Below are 17441 nucleotides of genomic sequence, written 5' to 3' on the forward strand. Positions count from 1 at the left end.
GCCCCCGCCGCACCGCCCGCGCAGGCCCCGCACATACCGCATCAGGCCGGCCCCGACCAGCGCGTGCAGCGTCAGGTGCAGCAGCAGGCCGGGGTGAACGCCGGTGCCCCGGGCGGCGGCACGCTGTTCACCGAGCCCGTGCTGGTGGTGAACCAGAAGGCCAAGCTCATCGAGCTGACCAACGAGTACAAGGTCATGGACCAGAACGGCAACCAGCTCGGTGCCGTCGTCCAGGTCGGCCAGAGCTGGTTCCGGAAGGTCATCCGCTTCCTGTACAGCATCGACCAGTTCATGAAGATCAAGCTGGAGATCCGGGACGCCTACGGCCAGCCCGTGCTGCTGCTGACCCGGCCCGGCAAGATCTTCAAGTCCCGGGTGATCGTCGAGCGCCCGGACGGCACGCCGGTCGGCGAGATCGTCCAGCAGAACGTCTTCGGCAAGATCAACTTCGCGATGAACGTCAACGGCCAGCAGGTCGGCGCCATCAAGGCGGAGAACTGGCGGGCGTGGAACTTCGCGATCGTCGACCACTCCGGCAACGAGGTCGCCCGGATCACCAAGACCTGGGAAGGCCTCGCCAAGACGATGTTCACCACGGCGGACAACTACGTCCTGCAGATCCACTACCAGCTGCCCGAGCCCCTGCTGAGCCTGGTCGTGGCGACGGCGCTGACGGTGGACACCGCGCTCAAGCAGGACGCCCGCGGCCTCGGCTGACGCCCCGCCGCCCCGCCGCTCCACCACCCCGGCCGTCACCGGCATCCCGCCGGCCGGCCGTGTCACAGAGGCGTGAGGTGCCCCGGATCCGCCGGCCGGGGCACCGACGAACCGTCGGCCTGCGAGCCCGCCGTCTCCAGCGCGAGCACCACGGCAACGGGATGCGCCTCGCCCCCGGCCCGAGCCCGGGGCACCGCCACGACGGGGCCGGCCGCCCCGGCCGTGCCGCCCGCAACACCCGCACCGGCTGCACCACTGGCACCGGCCGCACCGGTGGCACCACCCACACCGCCCGCACGACCGGCACCGGCCACACCGCCCGCACCGGCCACCCGGCCGCCGTCCGTCTCCCCGGCGCCCGACTGCCCCTCCCGCGTCAGCAGTACGACACCCCACCCGGCGAACCCCGCACCCGCCAGCGCCAGCAGGGCACCCAGCGCCCCGCCCTGCAACCGCTCGCCCAGCAGAGCCAGACCGATCACGGCCGCGGCCACGGGGTTGGCGAGGGTCACCATCGCGAGCGGCGCACCGAGCCCGTCCCGGTACGCGGTCTGCGACAGCATCAGCCCGCCCGTGGCGAACGCGGCGACGAGCAGCGCCACTCCGACGACCTGCATGCTCAGCAGCGGCCCCGACCGGTCCGTGGCGGCGACCGTCACCGTCTGGGTGAGAGCCGACGCCACGCCGGAGGCGATGCCGGAGGCGGTCGCGTGCCGCAGCCCCGGCCGGGCGCCCCACGACAGCGTGCCGATCAGCGCGGCCGTGGCACCCGCCACGATCAGCGCCTCGGGCACGCTCAGCACGTCGTCCGGTGCGGGGCCGGAGGCGGTGACGAGGATCGCGCCCAGCCCGAGCAGAGTGAAACCGGTGCCGCGCCACTCGCGCGCACTGACCCGCCGCCCGGCGAGCCGCGCACCGAGCGGCACCGCCGCGACGAGGGTCAGCGCGCCGAGCGGCTGCACGACGGTCAGCGGACCGTACTTCAACGCCACGACGTGCAGCAGGGCGGCGCCGGCGTTCAGCGTCACCGACCACCACCAGGCGCCGTTGCCGAGCAGCCGCAGCACTCCGGTGCCGGACGACCGGGCGGCGAGCCGCTCCTGGGCGACGGCGGCGGACGCGTAGGCACCGGCGGAGAACAGCGACAGGACGACGGCGATCAGGGCGGCGCTCACCGGTCCGCCCCCACGAGTTCCCGCGCCCGCCGCCGCGGAGCGGGCACTGCCGGCCTGTCACGGTGACGGCCCGTCGGCCCGGCGGTACGGCGCGGGGAGCGGACGACGGCGAGGGCGGCACCGACGAGGGCCGCGGCGACGAGCGCGTCCAGCCAGTAGTGGTTCGCGGTGCCGACGACGACCAGCAGCGTCAGCGCGGGGTGCAGCAACCACAGCCACCGCCAGCGGGACCGGGTGGCGGCGATGAGACCGAACGCCACCATCAGGGCCCAGCCGAAGTGCAGCGACGGCATCGCGGCGAACTGGTTCGACAGGTGGTCGGTCTGCGGCGGCCCGTACACCGACGGGCCGTACACGGCGGCGGTGTCGACGAGCCCGGTGGCCGCGAGCATCCGCGGCGGCGCCAGCGGGAACACCAGATGCACCACGAGGGCAGCGGTGGTGACGGCGGCCAGGATGCGGCGGGCCCACGGATAGTGGCCCGGCCGGCGCAGATACAGCCAGATCAGGAACGCCGCGGTGGCCGGGAAGTGCACGGCCGCGTAGTACGTGTTCGCGAAGTGGACGGGCAGCTCTCCGTGGAGCAGCAGCGACTGCACCGCGTCCTCGCCGGGCAGCCGCAGCGTGCGTTCGAGATCCCAGACGCGATGCCCGTTGCGGAAGGCCTCGGCGGTGCGGCCCGCGGCCAGTTGCCGCCCGAACTTGTAGACGAGGAAGAGACCGGCGACGAGCAGCAGCTCACGGACGAGAGGGGGCGGCGCTGTCGCGTCCGGCCCCGCCTCTTCCTCCGGCTCGGTGCGGGCATTCATCCCCCGGCCCCTTCGGTGACGGTGGTGCATGGGTGGTACGGCCGTGCGGCGCGCGGAGCCGGCACAGGTGCGGCCGGCAGGGCCCGCGACCCGTATGGCTGTACACGTCATCGATACGACTTCGTACCGATACGGCAGTGTACCGATACGCGCGGGTACCGGTACACTGGCGTATCGATGGTGTTCGACACACACGGGATCCGAGGAGAGCCACCCATGACGTCGCAGGCCGCGGACGGGCCGGAGACGGCAGCCGCATCGCGCCGCTCCAAGCTCACGCCCGAACGCGAGCAGGAGTTCTTCGACGCCGTCCTCGACCAGATCCGCGAGTGCGGCTACGACGCCGTGACCATGGAAGGTGTCGCCGCCACCACGCGCTGCAGCAAGTCCACCCTGTACCGGCAGTGGAAGACTAAACCGCAGTTCGTCGTGGCAGCCCTGCGCTCGCGCCGCACCTCGCGGCTGACCGGGATCGACACCGGCTCCCTCGCCGGCGACCTCCTCGAGGCCGCCCGCGCGGCAGGGGGCTGGGCACGGCAGGACACCAAGCTGCTCCAGGCGCTCGGTCACGCCGTCACCCAGGATGCGGAACTCGCCTGCGCCCTGCGCGAGGCGCTCATCGAACCGGAGGTCACCGCGCTCAGGGACATCCTGTGCCGCGGGGTGGAGCGCGGCGAGGTCCCGGCCGGCCATCCGGCCCTGGAGTTCGTGCCCGCGCAGCTGTTCGGCCTGCTGAGGGTCCGGCCGATCCTGGAGACCGAGTACGCGGACCCCGACTACCTGGTCCGCTTCACCGAGGTCGCCCTGCTGCCGGCGCTCGGCCTGACCGCCCCGACGCGGTCCGGTACGGTGCCGGGCGCACCGCCCGCGACAAAGCCCGCCGCAGAGCCGGACGCGGACGGCGGGCCCTGAGACCCAGGCCGCCGTCCGAGGGATGACTGGACGGAGGCCTGACCGCGCCGCACCGTGGGGACGGGGGCGGCGCGCACCCCCCGGCCGGGTGGTGCCCCTCTTGAGCGGAGAGGGGCACCACCCGGCCGCTCATACGCGAGCACCCCACAGCCGGCACCGGCACCGGCCCACACGGCACGGGGCGACGCCATACGGCATACGCCGCCCGAGTACGGCATGCACAGCGCTGTATGCAGTGCTCGACAAGCAGCGAAGACAGAAGCCGCGACCGCGGAGACGCCCCGTCGACTGCATACGGCCGACAGCCGACGGTATGCAAACACAGGACACAGCCCCGAGCCGGCAGCACCGGACCACAGACCCGCCCCGGTCTCCGGGACGAGACCGCCACCCGCCTCCCGCCGGTTACACCTCCTGCCCGTTGCCGCCACCGGTGGACGCGGCCTCGATGCCCTGGGTGATCCGGTCGATCACGGACAGGTCCTGGTCGGCGTCGACACCGAAACGGACCACGACGATCTGCCGGGGATCGGCAGGCGAAGGGAACGCCAGCGACTCGACCACACCGTCGGCGCCCTTGCTGGTGACCGCCTTCCAGCGGACCATGTAGCCCTTCTGCCCGGCCACGGTGACGGGCTTCGCGGCGAGCTGCTGCGTGGTGATGCTGCCGTAGGTCGAGCCGCCGTAGGACTCCTCCGCGTTGTCGGCGATGTCCGCCTTGGCGACCGCCTCCGCAGTGGTGCCGCGGGTGCCCAGCAGGAACGCGGGCGCCGAGTAGGCACCGCCCTTGGTGCAGGTCTTGCTGGTGTCGCCGGGGCACGCGTAGCTGTGCTCGGACGTCACCGTCGCGCCGCCCGCGCCCTCCTGGCCGTACCAGCCCTTCGGGATGGGGAGACTGATGCCGCTGAGCCGGTCCGTGACCGAGCCGCTCTCCTTGCGCGGCGCCTCCGACTCCCGCGGTGAGGGCGACGCGCCGTCGCCGGGCCCGCCGGACCTGCCGCCGAACCCACCGGGGCCGCCGTCCTGCCCGGGGACGGGCTGCCCGCGCCGGGTCTCGTCCCGGCCGCCGCCACCGTCGTCCTTGGACAGCGCCCACACGCCGACGCCGATGCTCGCCAGCACCGCCACCGCGGCGGCCACGGCGACCCCGACCCGCACGCTGTTACGCGAGCCGGACACGGACGGCACGCCCGGATACCCCGGGTGCACCGGGTAGGGCTGAGCACCGTACGCGGGCTGCGGCCCGTACCCCGGCTGAGCGGCGTACCCCGGTGGCGGCCCGTACCCCGGCAGACCCCCCTGCGGCGGGGACCCCGGATACGCCGGGAACGCCGTCTGCGTCGGCGCCGACGGATCGGGCCCGGCGTCCACGGGCGCCGAGCCACCACCCCCGGCACTCTCGGCACGCGCCGAAGCTCCCGCATCGGCAGACGCCGAAGCGTCGGCACCCGCAGCCGAAGCGCCCGCACCGCCGGCCGCCGTAGAAGCCGCACCGGCCGCCGGTGACGGCTCCGCCCCGGCGGGGCGCGTCCGCTCCGTCCACGCCTTGCCGTCCCACCAGCGCTCGCTCGGGGGCCCGTCACTTGTCTGCCCGGGGTCGGGGTACCACCCGGGAGGAGTCACCTGCGTCATGTCCATACCGTATGAGCCGTCGGTGAGAGCGTCATGAGAGGGCCGTACGATCAACCCCGGACAGCCGGCCCGCACCCACACCCGGACACCGCGCCGCGCAGCGGCCCACCGCACCACCGGCAGGGAGCGACGCCGACCCGGTGGGCGAAACGGCGCACTCCGGCCCGTCGGGCGGGACCCGGCCGGCCCGCGAGGCGCTGCTGGAGCGCTCGGTCAGTGTCCCGTGACGCGTACCGCTGTGGACGCTCCCCAAGCGGCGGCCGACAGGGTGTAGGCGTCCTGCGCGGCATCGACGTTTCCTGTGATCAACAGGACCGTGCCGCCCACGAACGACGCGGTCCCCGCGAGGGCGAGGCCTGTCCGGGTCGATGTGCGGAGGAAGCGGGCGGTACGCGTCCTGAGACCCGACTCGCGATCTCCCAGACGACGGGCGCGGCGGCGCAAGGCGCGCACCTGACGACGACGGGAGACGAGTTCGTGCTCGACCTGAGTGAGGAAGTCGTCCAATGAGCTGCTGAGGATCGTCGGCAGCGGAACGGACCGGTCCTGGTCGTCGTCGCGGTGCGAGGCCGTCATGGGCGTCCCTCCGGGAGTGCCTGCCGCCGGGGCCGGAACCTGGAGACGGCCCGCCCCGTGCGTTCGATTCGTCGGTATGCGAAAGCAGTCGGGCCGGGTTCCTTCTGTGCGAGGGAACCCGGCCCGTCCGGGTGATACGGATCGTCCCCGCACGCGTGGGGAGCACCCCTGCCCGGGCAGCGAGCTGTGGACTTTCGGAGAGACCGTCTCCGCGTGCACGGGGAGTACCGCCGACGGCGCCCCCGTCCTCGTCGGCGGACCACCCCCGCGGGCGCGGGGACCACGCGATCCGGTCCGCGTGGACGTCCTGCTGCCTGGGAGCCCTATTCACCCGCCAACGGCACCTCCTGCCGGGCGATGCCGCCGCGTGTCGCGCGCACAGGCCGGGGCGGCCGGGAGGCCGGACGGGCGGGAAGCAACAGGAGGAGCGATTCGACGGCGCGCCGGTTCCAGGCGATCACGACCAGAAGAACCGTCAACACCCCCAGCCTGATACGCCCGAGCAGCGGGTGTGCTTCGTTCATGGGAAGTCCCCTTTTCTCTCAGTTCGATCTCCCTCGCACAACCGCACAGTCCCGGCTGTCCCCGTGAGTCGGGGCTGAGCAGCTGCCACCTGGAATCGCGGGACGCACCGTCGTCGTCGCGGAGCGCCCCGTGGCTCCTGGAAGCGGCTACTCCTCGGCGAGGACGCCGAGCCGGACACCGACGCGTTCGGAGCGCAGCTTGCGCCGGGCGTGGCGCAGCGCGTCCCGGACAGAGGCGTTCGTGGCAGTTCCGCCGATGAGGCTCGCGATCGTGGGCGCCTGCAGGCCGTACGCCTCCGAGAGGACGAACGCCTTCAACTGCAGAGGGCTGAGCTCGTCGCGCAGGACCTCCATCGCCTGGGCCAGCTCAGCCCTGCCCGCGAGGTTGACACTGACGTGCGCCTCCGCGTCCTCGAGCCGGGACGTGTCGTCGCCGACGAAGTCCTCGGCCCGGCGGGCCAGCTCGGCGAGATGAGCGCGGGCCTCGCGCCGAGTGATCGTCACGAGGTACGCCTGGACGTCACCGTCCAGCGGTCCCGACCGGAGGCGGGTGTACAGGGCGAGCGACACCTTGGACTCGATGTCGTCGAGGTGCGCCCGCTGCGCACCCGTGACCCAGTACGCCAGCCTCCGCAAGGAGGACCTCCTCCTGAGGTAGCAGTCCCACTGGCGCTGCGCCTTCGGGCACAGGTCCGTGGCCGCACCGTGCCGGGGTGGGACCTTCCTCCTCCACTTGTGGCTGCTGTTCATACCTGGCCTCTCGTGGGTCGTCGGATCGGGGTCGGTGATGTGTCTGCGGGCGCCTGCGGCCTCACAGATGCATCAGTGCCGGTGCGGGCGAGGTGTGAGAAGCAACCATGAATTCTCGGACCAGTTCGGTCCGGCCGTCGGTGGCGACAGCGGCCGGGCCACGGGGCGGCGACATGCGCCGTGAGGGGGCAGGGGTGCGGCGGTGCCGTCGGCCGACCCGGGCCGCTCCCGACGGTCAATTTCCGGCCACCCTCCGTCAAATACCGGCCCGTCACCCCACGTTGACGAAACCCCCGCCGGACCCAGGTGCCCGGGTGCGGCGTCTTCTACTCCCTTTCACCCGTCTCGGCAACAGGTCTGCCGACCCTTGTCCGAAGGGGACCTCGGGGGACTACGCTCGGGACCTGCACGTGGTGGGGCGACTTGGGGAGGTAGCGGGATGACGGAGGACCGGCCCACGGCGGCCGCCTCGGCTTCCCTGTGGGAGCGTGACGAGGAAGTCGCCGCCGTCGCGCAGGCGATCGACACCCTGTGCGCCGACCGGTCGTCATCGGGCAGCTTATTGATGTTCCGGGGCGAGGCCGGCATCGGTAAGACCGCGCTGCTGGCCGAGACCCGTCGGCTCGCCGAGTCCCGCGGCTGCACCGTCTGGTCCGCGCGCGGCGGCGAACGGCTGCGCTCGGTGCCGTTCAACGTTGTACGACAGCTGCTCCAGCCGGCGCTGGTGCAGCTGATGCCGGAGGAGGCACGCGAGTATCTCGGCGACTGGTACGACATCGCCGGACCCGCCCTCGGCATAGCGGAAGCCGGCGAACGGCCCGCCGACCCGCAGGGCGTGTGCGACGGCCTCGTCGCCGCCGTACGCCGCCTCGCCCGCCGCGACTGGCCGCTCGTCCTGCTCATCGACGACGCCCACTGGGCCGACCAGGAGACCCTGCGCTGGCTCGCCGCGTTCGCCGACCGCCTCGACGACCTGTCCGTCCTGGTCGTCGTCGCCCGCAGGCCCGGCGACGTCAAAGGCGTCAACGCCCGGCTGCTGGAGGAGATCGCCGCCGCCGGCCGCTGCGCCGGCACCCTCAGCGCGCTCACCCCCGAAGCCGTCGCCGGCCTCACCCGCGCCACGCTCGGCGAGCACGCCGACGTCCCGTTCTGCCGCGAGGTGTGGGCCGTCACCGGCGGCAACCCGTACGAGACCGTCGAACTCCTCGCCAAGGTCCAGGACAGCGAACTGGAGCCGACCGAGGTCAACGCCGGTGAGCTGCGCGCCCTGAACCGCTCCGCCCGCGGCGGCGGACTCGTCGCCCGCCTGGAGGAACTCGGCCCCGACGCCACCCGGTTCGCGTGGGCCGCCGCCGTCCTCGGCGACCGCATCACCGTCGACCTCGTCGCCAAGCTCGCCACGATGAGCCCCGACGACGCCCGCCGATGCGTCGGCAGCCTCAAGAACGCCCGCATCCTCACCACCCCCGACCCGGTCTCCGGCCAGGCCGTCGAAGGTGCCCTGGAGTTCGTGCACCCGCTGATCGCGACCGCCGTCTACGACTCCATCCCCGACGCCCTGCGCCGCGCCTGGCACGGCGTCGCCGCCCAGGTCGTCACCGACAGCGGCCTCGGCGCCGCAGCCGCCTCCCGCCACCTCCTCCAGGTCCACCCCGACGACGACCAGGAACTCGTCGAGCAGCTGCGCGAGGCCGCCCGCGAACACCTCGCCGTCGGCGCACCCGACGCCGCCCGCCGCTGCCTGGAACGCGCCCTGCACGAACCGCCGCTGCCGGAGACCCACGCGCGCGTGCTGTACGAACTCGGCTGCGCCACCCTGCTCACCGCGCCCGCCAAGACCATCGGCCACCTCCAGACCGCGCTCGCCATGCCGGGCCTGGACGGCGACGAACGCGTCGACGCCGTCTTCCGCCTCTCCCAGGCGCTCCTCCACAACGACCAGCTGCCGGAGGCCGTCCGCACCGTCGAAGCCGAGGCCGCCCGCCTCCCCGAAGGCCCGGCCCGGCTGCGCCTGCAGGCCGTGCAGTACATGTGGGAGGGCATCCACTCCGGAGAGTCCGCCACCCCCGACCGCTCCCGCCGGCTCGCCGAACTCGCCCGCACCTGCACCGGCCGCGACAACTCCGAACGGGCCCTGCTCATCCTGCGCGGCTTCGACGCCATGACCCGCGGCGAGAGCGCCGAGGAAGTCGTCGAACTGTGCGACCGCGCCCTCGTCAACGGCCGCCTCGCACCCGGCCTCGGCTGGACCGACACCGAGTGGGGCGCCGAACTGCTGATGATGCTCGGCAGCGCGTACGCCTACGCCGACCGGCTCGACCGCGCAGAGAGCCTGTTCGCCGAAGCCCTGCGCGCCTACACCCTCGCCGGCTGGAGCGGCGGCCACCTCGCCCTCGCCAACGCCTACCTCGGGCTCGCCTACCGCCGGCAAGGACGGCTCAAGGACGCCGAGAACGTCCTGCGGGACTCCCTGCGCCTCGCCGAACGCGTCGGACGCGGCCTGCCCCTGTACTGGTCCGCCGTCTGCGGCCTCGTCGACACCCTCCTCGCCCGTGGCCGCGTCGAGGAGGCCTGGTCGATGGCCGAACAGTACGGCTTCCGCCCGCCGTACCCGTCCACCATCGTGCTGCCCGACCCGCAGTCCGTGCGCGGCAGGCTGCTGCTCGCCGTCGGCCGCACCAAGGAAGGCATCGACGAACTCCAGGCCGCCGAGAAGTCCGCCGCCTCCCGCGGCCACCACAACCCGGTGATGGTCGCGTGGGCGCTCGACCTGGCGCGCGCCCTCGCCACGGAGGAACCCTCCCGCGCCGCCCAGCTCGTCTTCGACGCCCGCCGCCGCGCCGAACGCTTCGGCACCGACACCGCCATCGGCGAGGCCCTGCGCTGCGCCGCCGCACTGGAGACCGGGCAGCGCGCCGTCCGCCTCGCCGCGCAGGCCGTCGCCTACCTGGAGTCCTCGCCCTGCCAGTACGAGCACGCCGCGGCCCGCGTCGAGTACGGGATCGCCGCCCGCTCGGCCGCCGAACTGCGCCGCGGCCTCGATCTGGCCCGCGCCTGCGGCGCCGACGGCCTCGCGGCCCGGGCCTGCCGCGCCCTGGAGGCCGACCACGGCCTGACCTGACGCCCCCGGTCACGTCGGCACGGACCCTCGCGCGGTCCCGCCGGCGGGCGCCCGCCCCGCGGGACGGCAGTCGAGCCGTACGGCATCCGGCCGTGAGGGACGGGGCCGTACGGCATCGAGGGCCGTCCCTCAGGGCGCCGCCGCCAGCACCACCCACACCTGGCCGTCGGCGAAGCGCATCGGCAGGCCCTCCGGCGTCGTGAAACGGGTGCCGTCGGTGGCCGTCGGGCGCTCCCAGGCGGCCTCGTAGCTGCGGCCGTCGCGCAGCACCTCGGCCCGGCCCGAGCCGACCGTCTGGGTGTACGGCGTGCGATTGCCGAGGAAGTCCTGGAAGCGGGACGGCTGGATCTTCACGTACTGCACCACCACCGTGGGCGGCGCCACCGGCCCGGCGTCCGTCGTCACCGTGGGGACGCCGTCCATGGACACCCGGTAGCCGCGCAGCTCCTCGGACCAGGTGAACCGGAAGGTCGCCGCCGGGAAACGCACCGTGCGGCTCGCCGTCTCCGTCCCGCCGGCCGGTGCCGGGCCGTAGCGGAACCCGGTCGTCAGCGCGTGACGGCCCGGCGGGCGGGGCAGCAGGCGGTCCGGGCGCAGGTACAGGTTGTGCGGCGCGGGCCGGTCGGTGCCGCGGTAGAAGGCGTCGTCCGTCGTGCCGGGTGTCTCCGGCCGCAGCGGCGCCTCGTCGATCAGCGGCAGCAGCTTCTTCTGCGCCCCGGAGAAGGCCAGAGTCGGCCGCTCGAACTGACGGAGCAGCTCCAAGTCCGACTCGCGGGCGCTGCGCACCGGGCCGATCGCCGGCGGCAGCCGCGTCGCGTACACGGCCATCAGACGGCTCAGACCGCCCTCGACCTGCTCGACGTAGACGATGTCGGCGGCGTCGAGACCGGTGTGCGGGCGGGCCGCACGCGCGTTGTCGATCTTCACCGCGAGGACGGAGCGGTGGTGCCGGGGGCTCGGGGAGTCCGGGGTGCTGCGCGAGGAGCCCGCGGGTTTCCCGTCGTCGGGCGGGGCGGACGGGGTGGTGCAGGCCGCCGCCAGCGTCGCCACGACCGCGGCCAGCAGAGCGGCCGCCCTTGCCCGTTTCGCGCGCCGGGTGCGCCCGTCTCGTTGCATGCCCACCGCCGCCACCCCGTTTCAGTGCTGTAGTCGATTGTCCGCTTATCCGGTTGAATCCGGCATATCAGGTCATTTCGGGCAAATTGTGGTGCGCTGTCCGTGTGTCCTGTGCCCGTGTCGTTCGAATCCGCCGATCGGCTCAGATGTCCGGTTCGACGCATGGCGGTGTCGAACGGTTGTCCAAGGGGGCGTCGGGTACTCGGCGCCCGACCGGACGGGGGCGTACCGGGCGGTCCGCTGCGACCCGCCCGGTCGATGCGAAGTGCATACGGCGGACGTGGGACGGCATACAGCGGACCGGATCCGCATACGGCGGACGTGGGACGGCATACCGCCGACGTGTCCGGCCTACGGCGGACACGCATGGCACGCGGCCGGTGTGCGTCCCGCATGCGGCGGACGCGTACGGCACGCGGCCGGCGATTGTCCGGCGCACGGCCGATGTGGTCGGCGTGCGCCGGGCGTGGCCGCTGCCGGCGGTGCCCGGCCGGTGCGAGCGAGCGATCGAGGAGTGGGCAGATGAGGGCAGTGACGTGGCAGGGCAAGCGGGACGTACGCGTGGAGACCGTGCCCGATCCGAGGATCCAGGAGCCGACGGACGCGGTCATCCGGGTCACCTCCACCGGCCTGTGCGGCTCCGACCTGCACCTGTACGAGGTGCTGACGGTGTTCATGACCCCCGGCGACATCCTCGGCCACGAGCCCATCGGCATCGTCGAGGAGGTCGGCGCGGGCGTCCCCGATCTGAAGGCCGGCGACCGGGTCGTGGTGCCGTTCCAGATCGCCTGCGGCGACTGCTGGATGTGCCTGAACGGGCTGCCGACCCAGTGCGAGACCACACAGGTGTCCGGCGAGGGCATGGGTGCCGCCCTCTTCGGCTACACCCGCCTGTACGGCTCCGTGCCGGGCGCGCAGGCCGAGTATCTGCGGGTGCCGCAGGCCCAGTTCGGCCCCATCAAGATCCCGGAGGGGCCGCCGGACGACCGCTTCGTCTACCTCTCCGACGTGCTGCCCACCGCCTGGCAGGCCGTCGCCTACGCCGACGTACCGCAGGGCGGCACCGTCGCCGTCCTCGGGCTCGGCCCCATCGGCGACATGGCCTGCCGAGTCGCCCAGGTGCGCGGCGCCGGGCGGGTGTTCGGCATCGACCTGGTCCCCGAGCGGCTGCGCCGGGCGCGCGAGCGGGGCGTGGAGACCTTCGATCTGCGCAGCTTCGACAACGAGAAGGAACTCGTCGCCGCCGTCCGCGACGTCACCGACGGGCGCGGCCCCGACGCGGTGATCGACGCCGTCGGCACCGAGGCCCACGGCAGTGCCGCCGCCCGGCTGGTCCAGCAGGCCGCCTCCGTCCTGCCGCGCCGGATCGGCGCGCCGCTCGCCGAGCACTTCAGCGTGGACCGGCTCGCCGCCCTGTACACGGCCATCGAGCTGGTCCGCCGCGGCGGCACGCTCTCCCTCAGTGGCGTCTACGGCGGTATGGCCGACCCGCTGCCGCTGCTCACCCTGTTCGACAAGCAGATCCAGATCCGCATGGGCCAGGCGAACGTCCGCCGCTGGAGCGACGAGATCATGCCGTATCTCACCGACGAGGACCCGCTCGGTGTCGACGACTTCGCCACGCACCGCCTGCCGCTGGAGGACGCGCCGCACGCGTACGAGATGTTCCAGCGCAAGCAGGAAGGCGCGGTGAAGGTACTGATGCAGCCCTGACGGCGGGACGCACGGCGGGCACCGGCCGTCGGCCGGGCGGGGCGCCGACCGGTCTCAACCGGAGCCCGTCGTCCCCAGCACCTCGGCGAGGTCGTACCGCACCGGCTCCTCCAGCTGCCCGTACGTGCAGCTCTCGGGGGCGCGGTCGGGCCGCCAGCGGCGGAAACGGGCCGTGTGCCGGAAGCGTGCCCCGTTCTCCATGTGGTCGTACGCCACCTCGGCCACCCGCTCCGGCCGCAGCGGCACCCACGACAGATCCTTCTTGCCCGACCAGCGGCTCGGCGCCCCCGGCAGCCGGGCCGTCTCGTGCGCGGCCTCGTCCGACCATGCCGCCCACGGGTGCCCGGCCGCGTCGTCCATCCGCAGCGGCTCCAGCTCCTCCACGAGCTGCGCGCGCCGCTTCATCGAGAACGCCGCCGACACCCCCACATGCTGGAGGGTGCCCTTGTCGTCGTACAGGCCCAGCAGCAGCGAGCCGACCACCGGCCCGGACTTGTGGAAGCGGTAGCCGGCGACGACCACGTCCGCCGTCCGCTCGTGCTTGATCTTGTACATGGCGCGCTGGTCCTGCAGATACCGCAGCGTGAGCGGCTTCGCGATCACCCCGTCCAGCCCCGCGCCCTCGAACTGCTCGAACCACGACTGCGCCACATCGATGTCCGTCGTTGCCGGCGCCACATGCACCGGCGGGGTCACCCCCGCGAGCGCCCGCGTCAACAGCGCCCGCCGGTCCGTCAGCGGCACGTCCATCACCGACTCGTCGTCCAGCGCCAGGACGTCGAACGCCACGAACGACGCCGGTGTCCGCTCCGCCAGCGTCCGCACCCGCGAGTCCGCGGGGTGGATGCGCTCGGTGAGCGCGTCGAAGTCCAGATGCCCCTCCCGCGCGATCACGATCTCCCCGTCCAGTACGCACCGCTTCGGCACCCGCTCCCGCAACGCCGCCACCAGCTCCGGGAAATACCTGGTGAGCGGCTTGCCGGTACGGCTGCCCAGCTCCACCTCCGCACCGTCCCGGAACACGATCGCCCGGAACCCGTCCCACTTCGCCTCGTACTGCATCCCCGGCGGGATCTTCGCCACGGACTTGGCGAGCATCGGCTTCACAGGGGGCATCACCGGCAGATCCATGCTCCGATTCTGCTCCGCCACGACCGTATACGCCCGGTATGCGAAGTGTGCGGGGTGTGTCTACGGTGGCCGCATGGCTGACGCGGTGGAACTGGAAGTGGGCGGCCGGACCGTACGGCTGACCCATCCCGACAAGGTCTTCTTCCCGGAACGCGGTTTCACCAAGCTGGACCTCGCCCGGTACTACGCCGCCGTCGCGCCCGGCATCCTGCGCGCCCTGCGCGACCGCCCCACCACCCTGGAGCGCTACCCCGACGGCCTGACCGGCGAGTGGTTCTACCAGAAACGCGCCCCGAAGAGCATGCCCGACTGGATCCCCACCGCCCACATCACCTTCCCCAGCGGGCGCAGCGCCGACGAGATGTGCCCCACCGAGGAGGCCGCCGTCGTCTGGGCCGCCCAGTACGGCACCCTCACCTTCCACCCCTGGCCCGTGCGCCGCACCGACGTCGACCGGCCCGACGAACTGCGCATCGACCTCGACCCGCAGCCCGGCACCGACTACGCCGACGCCGTCCGCGCCGCCGGTGAACTGCGCGCCGTACTCGACGAGTTCGGCGGACTGCGCGGCTTCCCCAAGACCTCCGGCGGGCGCGGCCTGCACGTCTTCGTGCCGATCGAGCCGCGCTGGACGTTCACCCAGGTACGGCGCGCCGCGATCGCCGTGGGCCGCGAACTGGAACGCCGTATGCCCGACCACGTCACGATCAAATGGTGGAAGGAGGAACGCGGCGAGAAGATCTTCGTCGACTACAACCAGACGGCCCGGGACCGCACCATCGCCTCCGCCTACTCCGTACGGCCCCGCCCGCACGCCCCCGTCTCCGCGCCGCTGCGCTGGGACGAGGTCCCCGACGCCCACCCCCGCGACTTCGACCTCGCCACCATGCCCGCCCGGTTCGCCGAGCTGGGCGACGTCCACGCCGACATGGACGACCACCGCTGGTCGCTGGAGGCGCTGCTGGAGCTGGCCGCGAAGGACGAACGCGACCACGGCCTCGGCGACCTGCCCTACCCGCCCGAGTACCCGAAGATGCCCGGCGAGCCGAAGCGGGTCCAGCCCAGCCGCGCGAAGAAACCGAAACCGGCCGAGGAGAGCTGAGCCGGCGCGGCCGGCGGGGGATCGCAGGCGTGCCACGGGCGCATCGGTGTGCGGCTGCCCGCCGGGCCTGCGAGCGGGGCTGCCGGGCCGGTTATCCTGTGCCGCAAACCGCCGGTGAGGAGCCCCGAAGTGACCGATGCAGCGCCGCGTCCGACCCTGGAGGCCGTGGCGGCGCGGGCCGGGGTCTCGAGGGCCACCGTGTCCCGTGTCGTCAACGGCGGGGACGGCGTGCGCGCACCCCTCGTCGAGCGGGTCCAGCGCGCCGTCGACGAACTCGGGTACGTCCCCAACCGGGCCGCCCGCAGCCTGGTCACCCGCCGCCACGACGCCGTCGCCGTCGTCATCGCCGAACCCGAGACCCGCGTCTTCGCCGACCCCTTCTTCGCCCTGCAACTGCGCGGCATCAGCAAGGAGCTGACCGCCCACGACAATCAGCTCGTCCTGCTGCTGACCGAGGGCCGCGACGACCACACCCGCGTCGGACGCTACCTCGCAGGCGGCCACGTCGACGGGGCGCTCGTCTTCTCCCTGCACCTCGACGACCCCCTGCCCGGCCTGATCCGCCGCGCCGGTGTCCCCACCGTGTTCGGCGGCCGGCCCGGCTGGCGCGACGACGACGAACGCGCCGCCGTCTACGTCGACAGCGACAACCGCGGCGGCGCCCGCGACGCCGTACGCCACCTCGCCGGCCTCGGCCGCACCCGCATCGCGCACATCACCGGCCCCCTCGACCAGACGTCCGCCGCCGACCGCCTCGCCGGCTACCGGGACGTCATGGCCGACGGCGACCCGGCGCTCGTCGCCGAGGGCGACTTCACCCCGGCCGGCGGGGAACGCGCGATGCGCGATCTGCTCGACCGGTGCCCCGACGTGGACGCCGTCTTCGCCGCGAACGACCTCACCGCCTCCGGGGCCCTGCGCGTCCTGCGGGAACGAGGGCGGCGCGTGCCCGACGACGTCGCCGTGATCGGCTTCGACGACATGCTGCCGCTCGCCGAGCAGACCGAACCGCCGCTCACCACCGTCCGCCAGCCCATCGAGGAGATGGGCCGCCTCATGGCCCGGCTGCTCCTCGGCAGCCTCCGCCACGGCGACGCCCGCCCCGGCGGCGGCGAGGGCACCGAACCGCCCACCGGTGTGGTCCTCCCGACGACACTGATCCGCCGGGACTCGGCCTGACGGGCGGCGGCCGACCGCCGACGGCAGACGGCAGACAGCAGACAGCAGACAGCAGATTTTCGACTGCCGACTGCCGACTGCCGACGGTAGACAATCGTCCGCCCAGCAGGGGGGAGAGGCCGGCCAACGGTTCACCCAGGCCCCCGTACGCCGCCTACCTCTGCCCCATGCTCCGGATCACGGCGAACCGGGCGCCGTACGGGTCGGTCAGCCATGCGGCGCGCCCCACGCCCTCCACGTCGGTCGGCGGGATGCGCACCGTGCCGCCCAGCTCCTCGGCCCGTGCCACGACCGCGTCGGTGTCGGTCACCGCGAAGTACGGCAGCCAGGACGCCTCCGCCTCCTCCGGGTCGCCGGCCGACGGGACGAGCCCGCCGAACATCGCCGCCTCCCCGTACCCGGCGGGACCGACACCCGTGTACACACCGCCGGGGAACTGCACGGCGGCCGTCTCCAGACCGAGCACCGCATGGTAGAAGGCGGCTGCCGCCGCGATGTCCGGCGTGTGCAGCTCGACCCAGAACAGCGTTCCGGGGGTGCCCGCGAGCTCCAGCCCCGCGGTCCGCCCCGGCTGCCAGATGCCGAAGGGGGCGCCCGCCCGGTCGGCCAGAACCGCCCGGCACCCCTCGCCCCGCATCTCCTGCGGCGCCTCCAGCACCCGGCCGTGCGCCTGCTCGGCGGCCCGCGCCGCGGCCTGCGCATCCGGGCTGCGGAAGTACACCGTCCACGACGGCGGCCCCTGCCCGGGCCCGGTCTGCATACCACCGGCCACGGTCCTGCCGTCGAGCTGGAAGAACCCGTATCCGCCCGTGCTCGCGGGGGCGGGGACGTACCGCCAGCCGAAGAGCGCGCGGTAGAAGACGGAGGCTCCCTGGACGTCGGGCGTGCCGACGTCGATCCAGTCGGGGCTGCCGTCGACGAAACGTGTGGTGAGCATCGTCGCCCTCCTTCTCCCCCCGAAGCCCCTCTTCGCCCCCTTTTTCC

At 73.4% G+C, this 17441-nt stretch carries 15 protein-coding genes; 6 read left to right on the top strand and 9 right to left on the bottom strand.

The features are described 5' to 3' along the window. On the top strand, positions 1–717 hold a 717-nt coding region (locus MTQ10_RS15805), incomplete at its 5' end, for an LURP-one-related/scramblase family protein (RefSeq protein ID WP_247468207.1). A gap of 62 nt (positions 718–779) precedes the next feature. On the opposite strand, the gene MTQ10_RS15810 is transcribed toward MTQ10_RS15805, so the two are convergent. Together MTQ10_RS15810 and MTQ10_RS15815 are read right to left on the bottom strand one after the other, a co-directional pair. After that, complete coding sequence (locus tag MTQ10_RS15810; protein ID WP_247468209.1) at positions 780–1892, bottom strand: hypothetical protein; 1113 nt, start codon at positions 1890–1892, stop codon at positions 780–782. Further along, positions 1889–2701: a phosphatase PAP2 family protein gene (locus tag MTQ10_RS15815; protein WP_247468210.1), complete on the bottom strand. Its 813-nt coding sequence runs from the start codon at positions 2699–2701 to the stop codon at positions 1889–1891. The genes MTQ10_RS15810 and MTQ10_RS15815 overlap by 4 nt, the downstream gene beginning before the upstream one ends. Before the next feature lie 216 nt (positions 2702–2917). Between MTQ10_RS15815 and MTQ10_RS15820 the strand changes: the two genes are divergently transcribed. Beyond that, positions 2918–3613 carry a TetR/AcrR family transcriptional regulator gene (locus MTQ10_RS15820; RefSeq protein WP_247468212.1) on the top strand — a complete coding sequence of 232 codons (696 nt, stop codon included), beginning with the start codon at positions 2918–2920 and terminating at the stop codon, positions 3611–3613. A gap of 405 nt (positions 3614–4018) precedes the next feature. Here the strand turns inward: MTQ10_RS15820 and MTQ10_RS15825 are convergent, their stop codons facing one another. The 4 genes from MTQ10_RS15825 to MTQ10_RS15840 form a co-directional block, all read right to left on the bottom strand. Beyond that, on the bottom strand, positions 4019–5245 hold the full coding sequence (locus MTQ10_RS15825; RefSeq protein ID WP_247468214.1) for a DUF2510 domain-containing protein: 1227 nt from the start codon (positions 5243–5245) through the stop codon (positions 4019–4021). Between the two features lie 213 nt (positions 5246–5458). After that, the gene (locus MTQ10_RS15830; RefSeq protein WP_247468215.1) at positions 5459–5821 is read right to left on the bottom strand and encodes a hypothetical protein; all 363 of its coding nucleotides are present in this window, start codon (positions 5819–5821) and stop codon (positions 5459–5461) included. Between the two features lie 323 nt (positions 5822–6144). Further along, a complete protein-coding gene (locus tag MTQ10_RS15835; protein WP_247468217.1) occupies positions 6145–6345 on the bottom strand; it encodes a hypothetical protein in 201 nt (66 codons plus the stop codon). Positions 6346–6492: 147 nt separating this feature from the next. Further along, a complete protein-coding gene (locus MTQ10_RS15840; protein ID WP_247468220.1) occupies positions 6493–6981 on the bottom strand; it encodes an RNA polymerase sigma factor in 489 nt (162 codons plus the stop codon). 553 nt (positions 6982–7534) lie between these two features. Here MTQ10_RS15840 and MTQ10_RS15845 point away from each other — a divergent pair. Further along, positions 7535–10216: an ATP-binding protein gene (locus MTQ10_RS15845; RefSeq protein ID WP_247468221.1), complete on the top strand. Its 2682-nt coding sequence runs from the start codon at positions 7535–7537 to the stop codon at positions 10214–10216. 129 nt (positions 10217–10345) lie between these two features. Here the strand turns inward: MTQ10_RS15845 and MTQ10_RS15850 are convergent, their stop codons facing one another. Then, positions 10346–11332, bottom strand: coding sequence for a DUF3048 domain-containing protein (locus MTQ10_RS15850; RefSeq protein WP_247468248.1), 987 nt, complete (start codon positions 11330–11332; stop codon positions 10346–10348). Between the two features lie 522 nt (positions 11333–11854). On the opposite strand from MTQ10_RS15850, the gene MTQ10_RS15855 reads away from it, so the two are divergent. Continuing rightward, the gene (locus MTQ10_RS15855) at positions 11855–13045 is read left to right on the top strand and encodes a zinc-dependent alcohol dehydrogenase (protein ID WP_247468223.1); all 1191 of its coding nucleotides are present in this window, start codon (positions 11855–11857) and stop codon (positions 13043–13045) included. A gap of 54 nt (positions 13046–13099) precedes the next feature. On the opposite strand, the gene MTQ10_RS15860 is transcribed toward MTQ10_RS15855, so the two are convergent. Beyond that, positions 13100–14176 carry an ATP-dependent DNA ligase gene (locus MTQ10_RS15860; protein ID WP_247468225.1) on the bottom strand — a complete coding sequence of 359 codons (1077 nt, stop codon included), beginning with the start codon at positions 14174–14176 and terminating at the stop codon, positions 13100–13102. 73 nt (positions 14177–14249) lie between these two features. On the opposite strand from MTQ10_RS15860, the gene ligD reads away from it, so the two are divergent. Further along, the gene (ligD, locus tag MTQ10_RS15865; RefSeq protein WP_247468228.1) at positions 14250–15278 is read left to right on the top strand and encodes a non-homologous end-joining DNA ligase; all 1029 of its coding nucleotides are present in this window, start codon (positions 14250–14252) and stop codon (positions 15276–15278) included. A 129-nt stretch (positions 15279–15407) separates the two neighbouring features. After that, a complete protein-coding gene (locus MTQ10_RS15870; RefSeq protein WP_247468229.1) occupies positions 15408–16457 on the top strand; it encodes a LacI family DNA-binding transcriptional regulator in 1050 nt (349 codons plus the stop codon). A gap of 154 nt (positions 16458–16611) precedes the next feature. Here the strand turns inward: MTQ10_RS15870 and MTQ10_RS15875 are convergent, their stop codons facing one another. Continuing rightward, the gene (locus MTQ10_RS15875; RefSeq protein WP_247468246.1) at positions 16612–17394 is read right to left on the bottom strand and encodes a VOC family protein; all 783 of its coding nucleotides are present in this window, start codon (positions 17392–17394) and stop codon (positions 16612–16614) included. Positions 17395–17441 lie beyond the last annotated feature (47 nt).

The sequence above is a fragment of the Streptomyces sp. XM83C genome, from assembly GCF_023072675.1.
GTDB lineage: Bacteria > Actinomycetota > Actinomycetes > Streptomycetales > Streptomycetaceae > Streptomyces > Streptomyces thermocoprophilus.